Genomic DNA, 18,950 nt, shown 5'->3' with positions numbered 1-18,950 from the left:
ATAATGGAGCCTTTATTTCAAAGTATAATTAAACTAATTATGGTTCATTATTCCTATGCAATTATATATACGTAGAAGTGTATTATTATTAGGGCTATAATTGTTATAAAATATATATTAGTGGTATAATATCTCTAGATTACTTAACTTGAAGGGAGAATTAATTATGATAAATGCCATTAAAGTGAATTTAAATGCCATAGAAGCCATGTTATATTTTTGGCAGGCAGTGAATGACAGAGAAAATGTATCTGAAATGTTTATCTACGATGTGACTACAATGCCAGGGCTTACCTTAGCCTATGATTCTGAATTTAATGAGGAATCCGTCAGAAGAGCATTAAGTGCTATTAAAAATAGAGAAATCTTCACTTCTAACAATAGAAAAGAAGGAAGATTTTATAATAATAACCTTTGGATGATGGAAGACCTTGAATATACAAATTTAATGGTAGCTCCAATAAAAAAATTGAATTTAAATTCCTTGCTTGAAAGTTTAAACATAAAGTATCCTAATTCAAAATTTCAGGAACTAGAAGTTATATTTTCTCCGCTTCATTTAGATGAATATCTAATATCAGATAATAAATTAATTGTGAATTTCTTCAGAGTAAAACCAAGTGACTTTGATGACAACACATTTATCGGAGATAAGGATTTAAGAACTTATTTATCGGAAAAATTAGAGGAAATAGTAAGCAAATAGTATACGGTATTTATTAACAAATATACCTTATACTTAGTAATATTTAGCTTTACATTATTATAAAAATGCCATAAAATAGTGGTTAGAATATTAAAACACAAGGGGGTCATTTAAATGACTGAAACAAATAAACCATTGAACCCACTAAAAGCAATACTGTTTAAGTCTCACTGGAGCATTAGCTTCAGCTTTATAATTACGGCATTATTAGTTTTATTATCTTTTGTTAATATTATACTTTTCGCCTTCTTTGGAATGCAAATTAATTCCATAGTATTTTTAGTATTCTCATTAATATCTTTTGTTTTTGTACTTATTGCTTCTTTTGAAACAGCTTCTGCAGGGAGAACTACTGTAAATTGGATTATGTTCATTATAACTGCTGCTGCAGTTGTAATTGCAGCTTTGACAACTAATTTCTTTAAAAGTGTTCCAAAAGTTGAGCTTGATAATATTAGCAATACTTTAATAGCCTTAACCTTTGGATGCTATGCTATAATTGCATTGTGTAATGGAAATATAGCAAAAAAAGATGCTAGAGAAGTTTCTAAGGAAGCATCAGAAGAAACTGCACTAGAAACTTCTGAGGAAATAGAGGAAGTTTCAGAAGAATCTAATGAAGAACTAGATACTAATGGTGAGGCTTCTGAAGAAAAAATATAAGATTAAATATTAATAATAAAAAATTGTATTAAATAAGGGATAGGTTTATAAACCTGTCCCTTAAACTTTTAAGATTATTAATTTAGATGAGATTAAAATTAATATAAAAATATCTAATAAGCACACTGTTCTTTTTTTAAGAAATTAAATATAATATCTCATCATCAATTTCCATTTAGACCTTCTTTCAGCAATCTTGAAGCCCGCTTTCAAAAATGAGGATGGTATTCCTGTCCAAAGAAATGGATCTGGAACCTTCTCATCATAAGGAACAGAAGGATAAGCTTCAATAATTTCAGCACCATTTAACTTACAATAATTAATGGCCGCCTTAATTAGTTCTGTAGAAATTCCTTTTCTTCTGCTTAATTTTGATAAAAAAAGACAAGTAATAGACCATACAGGTTCACTATCTATTCTCTTAAATACCCGGGAATTCTCTAATCTAATATACTTTTCTCTTGGTGCAGCAGCACACCATCCTATTGGTTTTTCTCCTATATAAACAAGTATACCAACTGGTTCATGACTATCTACTAAGCTCTTCATTGCACTTTTATTGCCAATACCCTTTTGACTCTCAAAATCTGATTTTTTTAACCGCCAGGACATACACCAACACCCTCCACAGGCACCCCTTTCACCAAATAACTCTTCAAAGTCACTCCACCTAGTGGAATCTAGGGCATAAGCTTTTAAGTCAATATCTTTATTTTCATATACTTGCATTTTTGACCTCCTTTAGAAATTTGACACGTGGATTCTCGCGGTATATTTGTAAAGGATCCCGGAACAGAAACGTTTCTCGCCACATATTAAATAATTAAATTCTTTTCATTAATATTTAAAGCAGTTCCACCAACTTTGACTTCAACAATTTTCTCATCTGAAATCGCTAAGCTGGCTAAAATTTCTGATGGTTTTCCCATAGAATACCCCTGCTCAAAAATTAAGTTTTTACTATTATTCTTATTAATAATACCATACTTATATAAATAACAGCTCAAAGCTCCATTGGAAGTACCTGTTGCTGCTTCTTCAGGTATATCATACAGCGGAGCAAAATTTCTGCAACTTGCAATAGCTTTATTTTCTGTTTCTAAGGAAAATAGGTGATAGCCTGTAACATTCAGATTTTCACTGACTTTTGTAATCTTATCAAAATCAGGCTTTATTTTATACAAGGCTTCTAAAGAATTAATGGGTATAAAAATATCTCGGAGTCCAGTTGATATAATTTGAATAGGAAGCTGCGGCCTTATATTTTCCTCGCTTATATTCAATGTAGCCGCTATATATTTTTTGTCCAATATTTCATAGAATTGTGGATTCACCTGATTCATAAAAATAGACTTATCATTCATGCATTGAACCTTTAAAACTCCAGCCCTTGTTTCCTCGGAATACTCTCCACTTTGAATTTCTCCTTTACTTGCTAACAAATAAAAGGCTGCAATAGTAGCATGTCCACATAAGTCCACTTCTTTATTAGGTGTAAAAAACCGCAACTTAAAATCAGCTTTATTAGATTCTTGTATAAATGCTGTTTCTGAAAGCCCTACCTTAGCAGCTATTTCCTGCATATGTTCTTCAGTTAATTCATCTGCATGAAGAACTACTCCTGCTGGATTGCCTCCATTATTTGTCTTTGCAAAAGCATTTAGTGTATAAACCTTTATCTTCAATTGTTTTCTCCTTTTCAGATAACACCTTTATATAAATTATAATCCATAAGTTTACACGTTTCCATATAAAAGATGGCAGGAATTTTTGTAAATTTTTACATCTTCACTATTGTTCTCTGCACAGTAGTATGGTATACTGTATTCAAGCTATTAATTAATAAACAATAGTCTTGGAGGAATAAAAATGAATAAGAATGAATTCTTAAGGGAATTAGAAAATAATCTTCATGGTAAAATTGATAATGATGATTTGCAAAATATTTTAATGGACTATGCTGAAATATTTGAATCAAGTAAGGATGATAATAAAACAGAAGATGAAACCTCTAATATGATAGGCTCACCCTCTATAGTTGCTAAAAACATTTTAGATGAATACACAGATACGAGAGTATCAAAGTCAAGTGAGGTAGTTAATTATGAGATAGCATCATTTGGTAAACGAATTGCTGCATTTATTATAGACTCAATATTATCCTTGCTGCCTTTAGCAATAATTAATTACTATGGCATTATTAATGCATTGTTTATAGCTCCAATTAATCCATTTATTTTATTTACCTTTGCTATTCCTCATAGACCAACAAATGTAGAAATAGCTATTAATTTAACTGTTACTTTAATTTTCTTATTATATGGTACTGTGGTAATGATTATCCTGAAAAACAAAACTATAGGTATGTATTTAATGGGTATAAAGGTTGTAAAAACTAATAAAAGTAGCCTAAAAGCTGTTGATATAATTCTACGTCAGCTTCTTGGTAAAATTATAATTCCAGGTCTTACCTTTGGTATCTCAAACATTGTTTCTTTCTTCTGGGCACTATTTTCAAAATCAAACAATACTGTCCAAGACAAAATAGCAGGAACTCTTGTGATCGAGGATACCAATAGAAAGCCGGTGAAATAAAATGGATACGCAGCTCAAAAAAGGTGTATTAGAATTGTGTATTCTTTTTCAGCTTAAACAGGAAGAACTATATGGCTATGAAATAATGAAAACTGTAAAAGATCAGTTTAATGATGTATATGATGGCTCAATATATGCCATACTTCGACGCCTTAATGCTGATGGCTACACAGAAACCTATACAAAAGATTCTCCAAGCGGGCCCGCCAGGAAGTACTATAGAATTACTGAAGTTGGCCTAGATTACCTGAATATAATGATTACAGAATGGCAAGAAATGATTGAAAGTGTTAAAAAGCTAGGGATTCCAGTTAAGTCATCTTAACTGTAGCCCCTTGCTTAATCCTATTTTTTAGACAATCTAATAATTCCACCAGCAAATAATATACCACCTATAATTAAGGGCATTAAATCTACAGTAAGTGAGTAAAGGTGAAAATTCTTAACTAGATTATATATTGAGGGGATTAAAAATATGATACCTATAGCTAGCATAATTGTTGGAGATATGCGTGAAGTTTTATTTTCTTTATTATCCATAAGCCTGCTCCTTAATTTAATTCCTCATTTTATTTTTTAGAAAACTTCTGAATAATATTTGCTGGAAATAAGCGTTGCTCAAACAAAATAATCATGGATAGGACTGCCTCGATTAATCCAATGATGAAATATATAACATGTAAAGAAACTATGGATTTTAACATAATACATTGTACTATAATCCAAATCATTAAAGCCCAGCTGAAAATGCTGCTTATATACCCTTGATATCTTGATTTAAAACGGAACATCATGGCGCTCATAATATTACCTAAGCCAATTATAACGAAAAGTATTATTCCTGGTATTAAATAATTGTGAAAAGGTGAATTTTTTAGTGGTTCTATAGTCATCCCCATAGGTCCAAAAGGATTTGTAATTGCAGCTAATCCACCTGCTAAGGCACCTATCCCTACAAACAAATGTAAACCAAATAATAGTCGGTATACTATCTTCATTCCTTTCCCCCTTATTAAATAGAAATCCTATTTCTTGTTTATTATATGATTGATATGAGATGGTATTACTAACAGATTATCTTTTAAGAAATCTGGTTTAATATTCAATATAAAATATTTATTACTCTATTAATTCCTTTAAAGATCTTATTATAGGAAACTCACTTTTAAGGCCTTGCGTTTCATATCTGTCAATTAATATTGGAAGCATGCCAAATTCCTTTGCTGTTATAAGATTTGATTCACTGTCATCTACAAATATTGCTTCCTCCGGCTTTATATTTAATTCTTCAATAGCTATTTTAAACAAAAGTTTTTCTGCTTTATTTGATCCATAAATGGAGGACATTATAAAAGTAGAAAAATATTGTTTTAGATTCTTATTTATAAATACTCTTTCAAGTGATGGCCAGGTATCTGAAACTACACCTAATAAATATTTTTCTTTTAGTTTCATTAAGGAAGGCTCAACATCATCAAAAAATAAGAACTTATTATCATTATAAACATTATCATAAGCTAAAAGTTCAATAGTTTCATCATTAATATAAGGATAATTAATCTCTTTTAATACAATTTCGTAGAATTCCTTAAACATAGAAAATTCATCTTCTTCAGTTTTAACAAATGGTATTCTATTAATATGTTCGCAGGCTTTGCTCATTGCAACCTCTAATTGTATTTCTAAGCAAATAAATTTTTGTCTTGAAATTATGTTTAAAAAATTAGGAGTAATAAACCAATGTCCTGTACTAGGTATATTTAAAGTGCGTCCTGAATCAAATAAAATAGCCTTAATACCTTTCATCTCCATTTTAACCCCTCATGTATCTTATGCATTATTTATTAACATTTTTATTGTTTTTTCTACACTATCCACAATACCAAATCTATCTTTAAAGATATTATAGTTATAAAACTCATATAAATCCTTTGATGATACGTTTCCATTATTGAAGGTTGTATTAGTTTTCTCAGGAATAATTAGCTTGTACCCATATTCAAAAGCTACTTTGCAAGTAGTATCTATGCAATACTCTGTTTGCATACCTGTAATTATTAGCTGATCTATACCTTTATTATCTAAATACTCTTTTAAGGCTGTTTCCTTAAAAGCAGAATTATACTGCTTACTTATTATCTTTTCATCTGCATTTGGACTTATTTCTTTATAAATTTTCCATCCCTCTGTATTTGGCTCTAATTCGCCACCCACCTTATCATAATGTTGTACATATATTACTTCAACATTATTTTCTCTACATATTTTAATTAATCTTTTTATATTATCAATAACTTCCTCTACTGCAAAAGGCTTTGATAATACTAATACATTTTGAACATCTACAACTAAAAGTGCTGTATTTTTCATATCTTTATCTCCTTTGTATAAATATTGTTATCTTTTATAACTCTACATTTTTATGTTACTTTAGCAATTGTCTAAAACACTCCAGGTATATTTTTATATTAATATTGTAGTGATTTTTGCCATTCACAATTAACCCCGTATTCTAAAAAACCAACACTCTTATACAATGCCTGTGAGGCACTATTTTTGCCTCCCGTGCCAACATATATATATTTAGTTCCACGTTCTTTCAACAAATTCATCCCATATAATAAAGTGCTTTTCATAATTCCTTTTCGCCGATAATCCTCTACACATGCAACAGGTTCTAAAATTGCTGTCTTACTGAAAGGGTCGTCCCATATTGTACAATAAGCTATGATTTCTTCATTTAGCGTCTGAACTACAAAATCCATTGCATCACCATATGAAGGAGAATTCATCATTCTTTCATATCTTTCTAAGGTTGTTCCTACTCCTCCGGTAGCGAGAGAAAATAATTCTACACGTCTTGCTGCATCCTTCCTCTGAGTTAGTCGGATGCTGAATCCATTAGGCAATGGAGGATACAATTGTATTTTAGATAAATCACATATTCCACAATAGCGGAAATAATCCGTTTTGATGTATCCCCGTTCTTTTAAAATACCACTTAAGAACTTATCTTCACTATTAGCCTCTGTTGTAATGGTAGTCCTATTCATATAACATATACATTCAATATAATCTAGTATATTTTTTATAAGGTGTTTGAATTCTGAAAGAACTGTAATAAAAAACTCTTCTTCTTGAATTGTAATAAACCCAACTACCATTTTTTCATCTGATACAAGCCAAGTTGTCTTATACAATATATCTGGACTTTCTTCAAATGCATATCTTTCAAAATCTAAATTACCTATATGTAACTGAGGATATATATGTCCAGTTTTCATACAATTATGCTGCAGGATGCTGCGCATAATATCATAATCACTTTCTTTATCAAATTTACGATATCTTAGCATGTATAACCTCCAAAATTTAGTTAACCAGCTCGCCCACCCACTGATAACATTCTTCCAGCTCTTCATCACTAACTAAGTGGGATTTGTGTTCAAATAAAACCTTATAATTATCATTTACCTCATTCAGAGTTTTAAAAAATGCTTCCATATCGCCCCAGCCATCTTGTACCTTTAATGATTTAAGTGCTGGATAATGAGCATCTGTCACATTTGTATCCACCTTAACATTCCACAAATGTACTAAATAGGTATATTCCCCGTACCGCGTAATTATTTCTCTAGCTGAAAAATTATCATCAATACAATCTTGCAAGTGTATTCTACCAAAATCAAGGCATAATTTAATATTTGGATATTCCTCTAGTAAGTCTTCAAGCAGATTTGTTCCATATATATATCTATTTAATCCATCCAATTCTAAAACAGGGACAAAATTATACTTCTTCCCATATTCAGAGAATATCTTGAAAAAACTTCTACTTCTTTCTTCAAAATACTCATATGATATCTCTGACTCATAATAATATTCAGTATTATCATAAAATCTCCAAGATGACCAATCAACATTATCATCTAATATAACTGGCTTTGGATAATGAAGTAAAATATAATCAGGATTTAATTTCTCTGCCCTCTCAAATTCTTTCTCCATATAAGTTATTGACTCATCATAAGTAGTTTTATCTTTAGAAAGATATTGAGGGTCTCTTGATCTCCATTGATTTTTTAATAGTGGAAAATGAATACCTATATTTAAGTTTCTATACCTAACATTGTCTTTCAGTACTTCCAATTCACCTAGTGACTCCATCTGATTAACTTCAATTCCAAAAAAGTAATCTCTAAAATCTCTATTCTGCCTATTTATATCAAATCTATCAAATTGGCCAATCATAAGTCTTTTCATAAGTTTCTCCTCATTAACTATCAAAACTTAAATTATCTTTGCATAAATTATTCTTTCAATTTCTGATACAGGTAGGTTACGTCCTATTGGCTTTAAATAGTTTTCTTTATAATAAGTAGCTCCAACATCTTTTATTATTGTAAGATTATATTGATTTAGAAAACCACTGGCTTCAGATGGGTTAATACCAAAACTCCATTTTTGACCACCCATTTGAAAATAATCCGTTATAAATTCTGTATCTACTGAATTCGAGGTTCTATCAATTATTTCTTTTAGAATATAAGAAAATAATACAATACTTCCAATTGAAGCTCTCGAGATAAATTTCAACGTATTATTTACGGCTTCCTCAGTAATATATTGAGTCACGCCCTCCCATATAAAAATAATAGGCTTTGAAAAATCTAATCCCTTATCCTCTAATACTTTATCAAGTGTCTGAATATTAAAGTCTACAGGAGTAAATATGATATTGTCAGGTAATTCTCCAAGATGTTTTTTTAAAATACTTTTCTTTTTATCCTGTATAAATGGCAAGTCCACTTCAAATACTTTTATGCTATTAATACTGGATATTCTAAATGCTCTTGTGTCAAAACCTGCACCTAATATAACAAGCTGCTTAATCCCATTATCTACTGCTTCTTTAAGAATATCATCTATGAATTTAGTTCTGCATACTTGTAGACCCATAAGTCCTATTGAAGAGCTATTATACATAAAAGTTAAAACTCTTCTCATAATACTATTTTTCAGTAAATAAGAAATGGTTTTACCAAAAAAGTTTTTAACTAATGAATCCTCAAATAATCTTATTTCCTTAGGCTGATACTGTTCAAGGAGCCTCGCATATGCTGCTCCATATGCAGTTTTATAGCTTTCATTATTTCCCATCATTTATCATCCTTTGGCCATATTATTTACTTCAATTATTATTGACAAAATCAAAAACCTTTTTTAGCTAACTGCTGTTTATCACCTTGGATTTCATATAAGAAATTTATATTTACTCCTGTATATCTATACTGGTATTCTTTTCTTATAATAAAATGAAGTGGAGTAAACCTATTATGATAAACAACAACTCCAATTGTGAATTTAACTATGCTTACAAGTGTTTCATTTATCCAAATTGGAGCATTCCAAAGCATTATAACACCTATCTTCCTAAATATTAACCTATAAATACATTATAAACCATATATTTACACATTACTATATATAAAAAGCCACCAATTAAGGTGGCATACTTATACTTTTGATTTAACCATATATCTCAACACAGTTTTCAATTTTTCAGATTCAACCTTTCTTACATCAGAAAGATATATTTCTCTATGTATTAAGGTAGTTATTTCAAGATTATTCTTTATTATGAATTCCTTCATTACTGCAAAGCTTTGGGGCTCATCATCATAAGGCCCTACATGAAGCATTTGTACAGATAAGCCATCTTCAATAGTATCAAAGTATACTTCATTAAGCAGGGGATGAGGTTTCTTTTTTCTTACGTTTTCAAATGCCCTATCTACAATTTCTTTTGTCACAAAATCAGGCTGCCTTATCATAATGGTATATACTAGCTCTTCCTTATTTAATGCAGCTAATTTCCTACCTTCTTCTGTTAGATCCCAAATTCCTTCTAATGGATATACTGTATATTCGTAATATCCTTCTGGTGTATACCCTTGCTTTGGCATCATTCTAATTGCATAAGCCATTGAATAAAGGGCAGCTACCTTTTCTGCAAATTCCTCACTGTTAGGATTTCCTTTTCCGCTTATCATAAAAAACTTTTGTTTTGGTACTATTATAAGCTCAGGTTTTTGTTTTGGCATATATAAATTTTTTTCTTCTCTTTTCCATTCATACTTCATCTTTTTTTCTCCTTACATTAATATCCTAACTGCTTTTCTACAATAATTACCTTTATCCTGTTTTTAATAAACTGACCTCTAATAATTGTAAAATCATTACATATTCTATCTGGGCTTTTACAATCTATACAATAACCCAAGGTAGTACATGGAGTATTTTTATTTAATCTTTTTGCGTCAATTGGAGCACAATAATTTCTAACTCTTTTTTCTGCTTCTTCTATGTCCTTAACAATTTTATTTATTCCAGTTACTAAAATAACCTGCTTAGGACCATAAATCATTGGTGCCACTCTACTTCCATTACCATCTATATTATAAAGTTCACCATCTTCAGTTAAAGCATTGGTACTACATATAAAAGTATCTGCAGAAAAGTTTTGTATATAAATTAGCTGTTTTTCTTCCTTTGTAATACCTTTTCTATACTTATCTAAAAAGGTATAATTTCCTTCACGAAGAAAATCTATAACACCAGTTTCGAAAAGTGTCATGGAGTCTCCTACCCCTACCACAGAATTTTCATCTATAAGTTCATTCAAAATCTTTTTTAGATTTTTTTCATCTTCAACGAAAAAGCCTTCCATATTGCGTTTTCTTAAATTGTTTATAGTTCTTTCAATTTGTTTTTCTATATACCACAAAGTATCATTATCCATATAAATCTACAACCTTTCTAATAAAGGAATTACAATTCTTATTTTTGTATTATAAATATATAATATCTTAATCATGCTTCACAGTAAAATATGGTATAATTAAATCTGAGTATTAACAATATTTGGAGAGAGGTTAAATAGCTTAAGTTTGTTAATATTATAGATGGAGGATATAAAAATTTTTATGAAAAATTATAAGTATATATTACTATTAATTATAGTTACTTTTTTTATGGGAGCAGAGTTTCCTGTTATTAAAATTGGACTTGAAACAGTTCCACCTTTGCTCTTTATTGGTATACGTTTTTTATTTGCAGGCTTAATATTATTTATAATTTATTTTAATCGTATAAAAAGTGCCTTTAAAAAGGATATAATTATTCCTGCTCTTATTCTATCAATTTTTTTATTTATGGGATTTTTAACTGCGAATTTTGGTATTAAATATACCACTGCAACAAACAGCGGATTTTATATTTCCCTGGTTGTGTTATTCACTCCTATTCTAGGATGGTTAATTTTTAAAAAACCAATAGCAAAAGAAGTTTTAATAAGTGTTGTTATTATTGTAGTAGGAATTTATTTAATCAGTACAGATTCTGGAACCATGAGTTTTAATACTGGTGACTTGCTTTGCTTATTAAGTGCTGTATTTTATTCGTTACAAATTATTTTCACTGCTTTATATGTAAAAAGACATAATCCATTAGTTATTAGTTTATTGCAAATTGGCTTTGTTAGTATTTTTGGCTTTTGTGGAAGCCTTATTTTTGAGACTTTTCCAAAAGTAAGCTCAATTGGTTTACAAGGCTGGATGTCCTTAATTTTTACTGGCATAATAGCTACTGCCTTCGTATATACAGTACAAAGTTTTGCCCAGACAGTGGTTCCCCCTTCCAATATAGGTATAATATATTCCTTTGAGCCTGTATTTTCTGCTGTGCTTTCTTTCATAATGTTAGGTGAAAAATTAGGAATAAAAGGGATTATCGGGGGGTCTTTTATAGTTTCAAGTGCCCTCATTTATAACATATTATCCTACAAATCAAATGATAGTTGTGCTGATAACAATTATATTGACGAGGTTTCATTATAAAAACAATATGAGAACTATTGCCATTCTATCTATTTCGAGTACCACCCTTTAATAACATTAACGCTATAGTCACTGGGATAGTAATGGTTGGAAGGCCCCTCATTACCAATAGCAAATATTGAAAAACCTAAGTTCCACTGCTCATTTTCAAAAGCCCTTCTATAAGCCTCAAAGCAATTAGCCTGTTCGATACCATTTGCTTTTTCTTGCAGAAATGGATTCCAGGGTGCCATAGATGCTTTTTCAATTGGTGGAAATCCTAATTCCCCGAAAAATATGGGCTTATTCCACTTACTATAAAAGTTTTTAATCTCTTGTTTTACATTTTGTTTTCTATTATAAATTTCTGTACTTTGGAGGGCATTCACTAAATTATTTACTGTATTGGTATTATTTTCAGTAAGTTCAAAGTAAGCGGCAATAGAAATAAAATCTAACTTTGAAAATAGCTTATTACTTAATTTCTTCTCATATTCTCTAGTGAAACTATCATCCCAGGCAGCTGTTTTCCACCAGCTTGTTCTATAGGTAATAAGCCCCTTGTAATAATTTCTTACATAATCCACCATGTCACAGAATCGGTCTTCCTCAGGTTCTATTTTTGTAAAGCTTGTGCCTATATTAAGAGCATCTACATGATAAGGCACAGCAACTTCATCAATTAAAGGCTTTAATACTTTTGTTTTCCAATTGTTAAAAAAATCATTTATATTATTAGGATACCACTCAGTTTCAAACTTACTGCCATTTTCTATCCACGGATAAGGATCTAGTATAATATTTATCTTTTTCCCATTTAACTTTTTAATAAGCTTTATTGCCTGTTCCTTACTGTAATTGTCAATTGACATATCACTTGCAGTTAGACTTGCGATATTTATAACAACAGGGATATCTATAGTATTAAGACCTAATTTATCAATATCTTTAAGAGCTGTATCAATATTATAGTCTGTACATAAATCTCCTGATTTAATTTTCACTTGAAATTTATTATTTAATGTTTTACCCTCAATTTTATTTAATAAAGCTCCAATATAGCCTCTAGTATCATAGTTTACTTCAAATACATAGTAAAAAGTAAATGATAATATTATTATCAGGCTAATTATTACTATACTTTTCTTTTTCATTTTGACCTCTCATCTAAAATTTGCATGCTGCATAATAATTTTAAAAGACTCTTAGTTCTAAAGTTTACATAAATAATTATAATATAACTGCCTTAATATAGCCTTATTTCCTTTGGCCATGGATTTTCTCTCGCTATTCTCCAGGATTTATCTATATATCTATTTGTATATTTCTGTTCTAATAAATGATAATAATAAGTTCCCCTTTCAGTTAACTGATAGCCATTTTTCACTTTATTCAATAAGCCTAATACTATAGCAATTCTTAATTCTATCTTAAACATTTTTTCTAAATTAAACCCAAACAACTTTTTAAACTCGTCATTATTAAATTCTAAAGTATAGGCATTCCAAAACATCCAATAAAGAGCTCGGTTTCTCTCACTAAATTCCATTGTAATTGCAGTAGGAATTTTACCACTTTTTATACACTTAATATATTCTTCTACTGCAAAGGTATTTAGTTTTAGAAATTTCTTTGTTAGGGTCGTAGCACTGGGTCCAAAGCCAATAAAGGCGTCTCTTGTAATAGATGAATACCTAGTCTTGTCTTTTTTGCCAAAAGTCCATACAGCGGTTCTATCACAGCCTATCTCAGCACTAGTCTTTTTGAGAGCACTTAAAAGTTGTCTTTTTTCTTCCTTTCCTAAAGGTTTTCTTGCATTATTGGCATATGAAAAATCAATAAATGGATATGTTGAAACTTGTGTAGCTCCTAATTGAAATGCTCTTAAAAAATCATCTCTTAAATCCTCCTCACTTTGGTTCGCAATTCCAAAAATCAAATCTACATCTATGGTATTAAATCCCGCTTCTTTAACTAATCTTACTTTTTCAGCACCATCAATATATTTTCTACCTAATGTATTAAGACATTCTGCTTGAAAGGATTGTATACCAATGCTTACCATATCAAATCCAATATTCTTTATTTCCAGTAAACTATCCTTAGTAATATTGCTTGGATGTAGCTCTATGCCAATATTACCTCTTATATCAAAATTTTCTTTTAATGCAGCTATTATTTCACCAAGCTCATTAAGCATAAGCGCTGGAGTACCACCACCAAAATACACACTTGTAACAGCTTTCTTGTCCTTATATTGTCTTCCAACCATATTTATTTCATCTATTAAGGCTTCCTTGTAAGGTTTTATCATACCTTCATCGTATTTAATCCTATTATATGGGCAGAAAGGGCATAGGGTTTTGCAAAAAGGTATATGTACGTAAATTCCTATCTCACTTGAATCAAATTTCATTTCATTGCAAGCTTTATCTGTAAACATTAAAGGTTTAAATGACCTTGTAAGAAGCACTCTTAAAATACTGGTAACCATAATTTCATTCTCCTATACATACTTCAAATAGGTTTTGATCATGTCTAATATAACTTTCGGTTTCCCTTTACATAGAAGAGAAAATTCAACTGCAAAAAGATATCCACAATTTTCACATAACCCATCTATTTCTATACATCTGCCACAGACATACCTTCTCTTATTTTCAGACACAATACATTGGTAGCAGGGCCTGTCCCAGTCATTTGCAACATAATAATCTAAGGCTGAAAATAAATTGAATACAGGATACTGTTTCTTAATCATAGTGTTAATTGTATTTACAGAAATGATTTTCTGCTCTCTGGTTAAAGCCAAATTTTCTGTACCCTTATATGGTGTATGAAAATTAAAAGAAATCGAATTTAAGTTTGGATTTTCTTTTACTATTTTACATACCTCTTCTATATCACCGAAATTTACATTATTTACAGCCATATAAACACAAATATTTGAGTTATTTGCTTTAGCCACATTTTCCATAATTTTATCAAAGGTATTTCCTCTAATATAATTATGAGTTTCACGTGCACCATCTAAACTTAAAAATATAACATCTGCTTCAGGAATGTTTAAATCTATAGTACCATTGGTTACTATATTTACTATTAGGAATCCAATTTTCTTTGCTTCATCAATTAAGTCTTTAATAGTTTTACTGCCATCCTCCCAAACCATGGTTTCTCCACCACAAAAAAATAGTATTCTTATACCTTCATTGTAAAATGACTTCATTTCTTGAACTATGTCCTCATAAGGGTACATTACTTTATTTATATTATTTACTGCACAATGCTTACAACTCAAATTACAGTAATCTGTAAGTATTATTGTACCTAATATTGGTTTCCTCATTTTAAATATAATGGTTTTTATTCCAAACCAGCTTAAACTTATAAAATCCCTAATCCTCAAAATATACCTCTCTTAATTAGCTGATCTACAGGCAACAATTTTATCTATTTTTTCACTGCTTGCAAACATAATAATCAGCAACACTAAAATAAATATTGGGTAAAACTGTATTCCCACTCTTCCAAAAATTACCCCAAGAGTTGGTGGAACAATGGTTGTCCCAATATAAGCAAATGCCATTTGCACACCCATGAGTTTACTAGAGTTATTTTTACCGAAGCGCACTGGTGTTTCATGCAGCATAGAAGGATAAATAGGAGCACATCCCATTCCTATAAGAATTAATCCCAAAAGGTTAACATAGCTTTGACTGAAAATCAGTAATAAAGCAGCCCCTATACCTATGATGGCTTGACCACCACGAATTAAATCAGGGTTGCTGAATTTAGCTGTTATAAATCCATTTATTAATCTTCCTATAGTGATGCCTAGGTAATACATTGATATCCAGCCAGCTGCAACACTAGCTGCAACACCTTTGTTCTGTACCAAGTAGCTTGCACCCCATAGACCAGCAGTGCTTTCTAATGCACAATAACAGAAAAAACCAAGGAGTGCAGGTCCTATTCCAGGTAATTTAAATAAGTTCTGATTTGTATCTTCTTCTATTGTGTCTTCCTGTCCATTATCATGAAATGCTCTCCAAAGTGGTAAAGAAATGAATAAAACTAGAACTAAGCAGCTCTGTATCACTGCAACAGTAAAATACCCCTTTTGCCATGATCCTCTTAAAGTAATCGCAGCTGACATAATTATTGGACCAGCTGTTGCACCAATTCCCCAAAAACAGTGGAGCCAGCTCATATGTCTTGCTGAAAAATGCAAAGCCACAAAATTATTTAATCCAGCATCAACTGCTCCTGCTCCTAGACCCAATGGTATTGCCATTATACACAACCATAGATAATTTTTACTGAAAGAAAATCCAAGCAAGGCCATTGCAGTCATAAAAACACTTATTAGAGTTAGTTTACCTGTTCCCAGTTTACGAATGAGTTTACCACTCATTATGCTTGAAATAATAGTTCCTCCAGATATAATCATTGAGATTAAGCCGGCTCCAGCTATTGGTAGAGATAAGTTTGTTCTTATAGTTGGCCATGCGGCTCCTAGCATGGAATCTGGAAGTCCTAAACTAATAAAAGCTATATAAATAATAATCAATAATAATGTGGTCATTTCTTCTCTTCCCTTCTTATTTCAGTTGAAGTTCCATTGACATTCTATTCCTATACCCCAGAATAACAATTGAAATGAGTTTTAATTTATTATATCAATCAATTTCTTTAGTGATTCTATATAAAAATCAGGCGTTTCAGTAAAATCAACATTATTTGTATTATATAGACATACCTTGATTCCCGCAGCCTTTCCTCCTAATATTTCAAATTCTCTATCTCCTATTGCCAATGCAGTATTTTTATTAATATTATACTTTTCAATTAAGTAAAGAAATGCTTCAGGATCTGGTTTTCGTTTAAACCCATACTTCTTAGTAATTACTTCTGTAAAATAGTTCAACATACCATAATGCCGAAGAAACTTTAATGTAGAATCTCCTCTGTGGGTTATGATAAAGTTTCTACCCCCTTTGTCTACAAACCATTTGCATACCTCCTCTGAAAATGGGAAGGGTTTACAAGTTTCAGCTTTAATATTTCTTTTATATAGTTTAAACTTGTTAATGAAATCATCACCTAAACCGTAGATTCCATTGAAATGCTTAAAAGCGCAACCTTCAGAAATCTTAATATATTTTAATATATTTTCATTTGTCTCTTCTATGCCATTATCCTTAAGAGCTCTCTTAAACGCATTAACTGTCTCTGGATATGTATCAAACAATGTTCCATCAAAATCCCAAATAATATCTCTTATCATGTCTCTCACATCCTTCGTTATTGTCATTGTCTACCCACATTGTTGAATTTATACTATATATAGATTATAACCCATAATATTACATATTCCTAGATAAAAAAAGCTCACCATTCAAGGTGAGCGGTATAATTCTATTATTTTAGAACCTCTGAATTCGCTACAGTACTGACTCTTTTCTATTTTTCTTATCAATTTATCTACTCTATACTTTTGAGTATCTATTAAAGAATCTCTCCTTTTTAAAAGAACGTTTAATAATGTACCTAAGCAAATAACCAATAGGCGAACATTATCATATTTGTTTCATATTATAATATTGGTTAAAAATATACAAGGAGAATATTATGTATCATTGTCCATATACTCAAAAGGCAAGTAATTATTACAGAGCCAGACAAGCTAATTCTTACATCAGGGTATTCAACGCCTCCCCAGATGCTCCTGCTTTATACATTTATGCCAACGGAAATCTTATTGTAAAGAATCTTGCATACAAACAATTTTCACAATATCTGCCTACTCCTGCTGGTAACTATAATATTACCGTTTACCCTTCAGGACAAACTACAAGTCCTGTTATAAATACAAATGTAGATATTCCTGAAAATACTGTATTTAATATAGCAGCAATAGGAAATTACCCTAACATTAGTTTATATACTATTCCAGAACCAATAACTGCTCAAAAATTTGGGAGACCCTGTATAAGATTTATTCATCTTTCTCCAAATGCACCAGCTGTTGATATAAAATTATCTGATGGTATGACAGTGTTTAGCAATGTTGGTTACAAATATATCACTGATTACGCTTGCATTCCTTCTGGAACTTATACTTTCACAATAAACCCAACTGGTTCAGACAACATAGCATTAACTATTCCAAATGTTACATTGGATCCAAATAATTACTATACTATCTATGCTGTTGGCCAAGTTGGAAAATCACCTGCCTTAGAAGCCGTAGTAGTATCAGAATCTAGATAGTGGCTTAGGAAAGCGATTTAGTTACGTATATAACTTGTTCAATTTTAATATTAACTATAATTAAATGCCATCAATATACCTTAACTACATTGATGGTATTTTAAATTTATGTTCTTAATCTAAACTTATATACTATCTACCCATTCATACTTAATATCATCCATATTTTCCTCATTCTCATATCCTCTGCCAATTATCTTAAAGCCATTCCTCTCGTAAAATCGTTGAGCTTTCTGATTTACATCAAAAGTATATAACGTCAATCTTCCTGTGGAATTACCTTTTGCAATGCAAAGAAATCTTTTACCTATTCCTCTTCCTTGATAATTAACGTGTATATATAGCTGATTTATTTCGTTCTCATTAAAAGCAAGCATACCTATTACTTTATCATCGCTTTCATCTAAAGCAATATATATTATATTATCCTTGCATAATACATTATTTAAGAAATATACATCTTCTTCAAAAGTATGTAACGGCTTTTGTCCTATAGCCTTCTCCATACTCTCTCTCCACATTTCCACTGTGTCATCAGCATATGTGGAATTATATTGTATTATTTTAATATCATTATGTCTCAATCAGATTACCCGCCTCTATATAGCTACTGCAATACTGTTCATAACTATTATTCATCTAGCCTATATATAAATTATAACCCATAATATTACATATTCCTAGACAATAAACTCACCAGCCTTGATTATCTAAACTTAAAAAGAGGCAAGTTCCATAATTAGAGGCTTGTCTCTTTGTTTACATGTAACCTGTATACAATATGTTGATAACTATGTGTATAATTCTCGTACATGAACATTTTCAGGATTGCT

Annotated in this window: 24 protein-coding genes; 6 read left to right on the top strand and 18 right to left on the bottom strand. The window is 30.6% G+C overall.

The annotated features are described in order from the left end of the window. The first annotated feature begins 166 nt into the window (after nt 1-166). Nucleotides 167-706 (top strand): TDE2712 family protein, encoded by a 540-nt coding sequence (locus tag ACJDUH_RS15195; RefSeq protein ID WP_406766059.1) that lies wholly within the window; start codon nt 167-169, stop codon nt 704-706. A gap of 114 nt (nt 707-820) precedes the next feature. Beyond that, nucleotides 821-1,369 carry a hypothetical protein gene (locus tag ACJDUH_RS15190; protein ID WP_406766058.1) on the top strand — a complete coding sequence of 183 codons (549 nt, stop codon included), beginning with the start codon at nt 821-823 and terminating at the stop codon, nt 1,367-1,369. Nucleotides 1,370-1,513: 144 nt separating this feature from the next. Here ACJDUH_RS15190 and ACJDUH_RS15185 read toward each other — a convergent pair whose 3' ends face one another. Both ACJDUH_RS15185 and ACJDUH_RS15180 read right to left on the bottom strand, forming a co-directional pair. Next, the gene (locus tag ACJDUH_RS15185) at nt 1,514-2,098 is read right to left on the bottom strand and encodes a GNAT family N-acetyltransferase (protein ID WP_406766057.1); all 585 of its coding nucleotides are present in this window, start codon (nt 2,096-2,098) and stop codon (nt 1,514-1,516) included. An 86-nt stretch (nt 2,099-2,184) separates the two neighbouring features. Then, the gene (locus ACJDUH_RS15180) at nt 2,185-3,054 is read right to left on the bottom strand and encodes a PhzF family phenazine biosynthesis protein (RefSeq protein WP_406766056.1); all 870 of its coding nucleotides are present in this window, start codon (nt 3,052-3,054) and stop codon (nt 2,185-2,187) included. A 184-nt stretch (nt 3,055-3,238) separates the two neighbouring features. On the opposite strand from ACJDUH_RS15180, the gene ACJDUH_RS15175 reads away from it, so the two are divergent. Both ACJDUH_RS15175 and ACJDUH_RS15170 read left to right on the top strand, forming a co-directional pair. Continuing rightward, nucleotides 3,239-3,964 (top strand): RDD family protein, encoded by a 726-nt coding sequence (locus tag ACJDUH_RS15175; RefSeq protein ID WP_406766055.1) that lies wholly within the window; start codon nt 3,239-3,241, stop codon nt 3,962-3,964. Nucleotide 3,965: 1 nt separating this feature from the next. Then, the gene (locus ACJDUH_RS15170; protein WP_406766054.1) at nt 3,966-4,289 is read left to right on the top strand and encodes a PadR family transcriptional regulator; all 324 of its coding nucleotides are present in this window, start codon (nt 3,966-3,968) and stop codon (nt 4,287-4,289) included. Between the two features lie 20 nt (nt 4,290-4,309). Here the strand turns inward: ACJDUH_RS15170 and ACJDUH_RS15165 are convergent, their stop codons facing one another. The 10 genes from ACJDUH_RS15165 to ACJDUH_RS15120 all read right to left on the bottom strand — a co-directional run bounded on the left by ACJDUH_RS15165 (nt 4,310) and on the right by ACJDUH_RS15120 (nt 10,766). After that, nucleotides 4,310-4,504, bottom strand: a complete 195-nt coding sequence (locus ACJDUH_RS15165) for a hypothetical protein (protein WP_406766053.1) — start codon at nt 4,502-4,504, stop codon at nt 4,310-4,312. Between the two features lie 29 nt (nt 4,505-4,533). Then, a complete protein-coding gene (locus ACJDUH_RS15160) occupies nt 4,534-4,962 on the bottom strand; it encodes a hypothetical protein (protein ID WP_406766052.1) in 429 nt (142 codons plus the stop codon). A 121-nt stretch (nt 4,963-5,083) separates the two neighbouring features. Beyond that, on the bottom strand, nt 5,084-5,776 hold the full coding sequence (locus ACJDUH_RS15155) for an HAD family hydrolase (RefSeq protein ID WP_406766051.1): 693 nt from the start codon (nt 5,774-5,776) through the stop codon (nt 5,084-5,086). An 18-nt stretch (nt 5,777-5,794) separates the two neighbouring features. After that, on the bottom strand, nt 5,795-6,334 hold the full coding sequence (locus ACJDUH_RS15150) for a cysteine hydrolase family protein (RefSeq protein WP_406766050.1): 540 nt from the start codon (nt 6,332-6,334) through the stop codon (nt 5,795-5,797). A gap of 98 nt (nt 6,335-6,432) precedes the next feature. Next, nucleotides 6,433-7,320 carry a GNAT family N-acetyltransferase gene (locus ACJDUH_RS15145; protein WP_406766049.1) on the bottom strand — a complete coding sequence of 296 codons (888 nt, stop codon included), beginning with the start codon at nt 7,318-7,320 and terminating at the stop codon, nt 6,433-6,435. Nucleotides 7,321-7,336: 16 nt separating this feature from the next. Beyond that, nucleotides 7,337-8,227, bottom strand: coding sequence for a sugar phosphate isomerase/epimerase family protein (locus tag ACJDUH_RS15140; protein ID WP_406766048.1), 891 nt, complete (start codon nt 8,225-8,227; stop codon nt 7,337-7,339). Nucleotides 8,228-8,254: 27 nt separating this feature from the next. Continuing rightward, nucleotides 8,255-9,124 (bottom strand): SAM-dependent methyltransferase, encoded by an 870-nt coding sequence (locus ACJDUH_RS15135; RefSeq protein WP_406766047.1) that lies wholly within the window; start codon nt 9,122-9,124, stop codon nt 8,255-8,257. A 50-nt stretch (nt 9,125-9,174) separates the two neighbouring features. Further along, on the bottom strand, nt 9,175-9,381 hold the full coding sequence (locus ACJDUH_RS15130; protein WP_406766046.1) for a hypothetical protein: 207 nt from the start codon (nt 9,379-9,381) through the stop codon (nt 9,175-9,177). Between the two features lie 99 nt (nt 9,382-9,480). Then, on the bottom strand, nt 9,481-10,107 hold the full coding sequence (locus ACJDUH_RS15125) for a GyrI-like domain-containing protein (protein WP_406766045.1): 627 nt from the start codon (nt 10,105-10,107) through the stop codon (nt 9,481-9,483). 17 nt (nt 10,108-10,124) lie between these two features. Beyond that, nucleotides 10,125-10,766 carry a lactate utilization protein gene (locus tag ACJDUH_RS15120; protein ID WP_406766044.1) on the bottom strand — a complete coding sequence of 214 codons (642 nt, stop codon included), beginning with the start codon at nt 10,764-10,766 and terminating at the stop codon, nt 10,125-10,127. A gap of 184 nt (nt 10,767-10,950) precedes the next feature. Here ACJDUH_RS15120 and ACJDUH_RS15115 point away from each other — a divergent pair, with 184 nt between their 5' ends. Then, complete coding sequence (locus ACJDUH_RS15115) at nt 10,951-11,862, top strand: DMT family transporter (protein ID WP_406766043.1); 912 nt, start codon at nt 10,951-10,953, stop codon at nt 11,860-11,862. Nucleotides 11,863-11,891: 29 nt separating this feature from the next. Here the strand turns inward: ACJDUH_RS15115 and ACJDUH_RS15110 are convergent, their stop codons facing one another. The 5 genes from ACJDUH_RS15110 to ACJDUH_RS15090 form a co-directional block, all read right to left on the bottom strand. Beyond that, nucleotides 11,892-12,995, bottom strand: coding sequence for a glycoside hydrolase family 113 (locus tag ACJDUH_RS15110; RefSeq protein ID WP_406766042.1), 1,104 nt, complete (start codon nt 12,993-12,995; stop codon nt 11,892-11,894). Between the two features lie 92 nt (nt 12,996-13,087). Continuing rightward, on the bottom strand, nt 13,088-14,335 hold the full coding sequence (locus tag ACJDUH_RS15105; protein WP_406766041.1) for a coproporphyrinogen-III oxidase family protein: 1,248 nt from the start codon (nt 14,333-14,335) through the stop codon (nt 13,088-13,090). Nucleotides 14,336-14,347: 12 nt separating this feature from the next. Beyond that, nucleotides 14,348-15,250 (bottom strand): radical SAM protein, encoded by a 903-nt coding sequence (locus ACJDUH_RS15100; protein WP_406766040.1) that lies wholly within the window; start codon nt 15,248-15,250, stop codon nt 14,348-14,350. A 12-nt stretch (nt 15,251-15,262) separates the two neighbouring features. Next, nucleotides 15,263-16,429, bottom strand: a complete 1,167-nt coding sequence (locus ACJDUH_RS15095; RefSeq protein ID WP_406766039.1) for an MFS transporter — start codon at nt 16,427-16,429, stop codon at nt 15,263-15,265. Nucleotides 16,430-16,510: 81 nt separating this feature from the next. After that, entirely contained in the window at nt 16,511-17,158 is a 648-nt protein-coding gene (locus ACJDUH_RS15090; protein WP_406766038.1) for an HAD-IA family hydrolase, read from the bottom strand. Nucleotides 17,159-17,475: 317 nt separating this feature from the next. Here ACJDUH_RS15090 and ACJDUH_RS15085 point away from each other — a divergent pair, with 317 nt between their 5' ends. Continuing rightward, a complete protein-coding gene (locus ACJDUH_RS15085) occupies nt 17,476-18,117 on the top strand; it encodes a DUF4397 domain-containing protein (RefSeq protein ID WP_406766037.1) in 642 nt (213 codons plus the stop codon). A 125-nt stretch (nt 18,118-18,242) separates the two neighbouring features. On the opposite strand, the gene ACJDUH_RS15080 is transcribed toward ACJDUH_RS15085, so the two are convergent. Then, nucleotides 18,243-18,701 carry a GNAT family N-acetyltransferase gene (locus tag ACJDUH_RS15080; RefSeq protein WP_406766036.1) on the bottom strand — a complete coding sequence of 153 codons (459 nt, stop codon included), beginning with the start codon at nt 18,699-18,701 and terminating at the stop codon, nt 18,243-18,245. Between the last annotated feature and the right edge of the window lie 249 nt (nt 18,702-18,950).

Origin of the sequence: Candidatus Clostridium radicumherbarum (genome assembly GCF_045310525.1) — a bacterium.
GTDB lineage: Bacteria > Bacillota > Clostridia > Clostridiales > Clostridiaceae > Clostridium_AT > Clostridium_AT radicumherbarum.
This window is presented reverse-complemented; position numbering and strand designations above follow the sequence as displayed.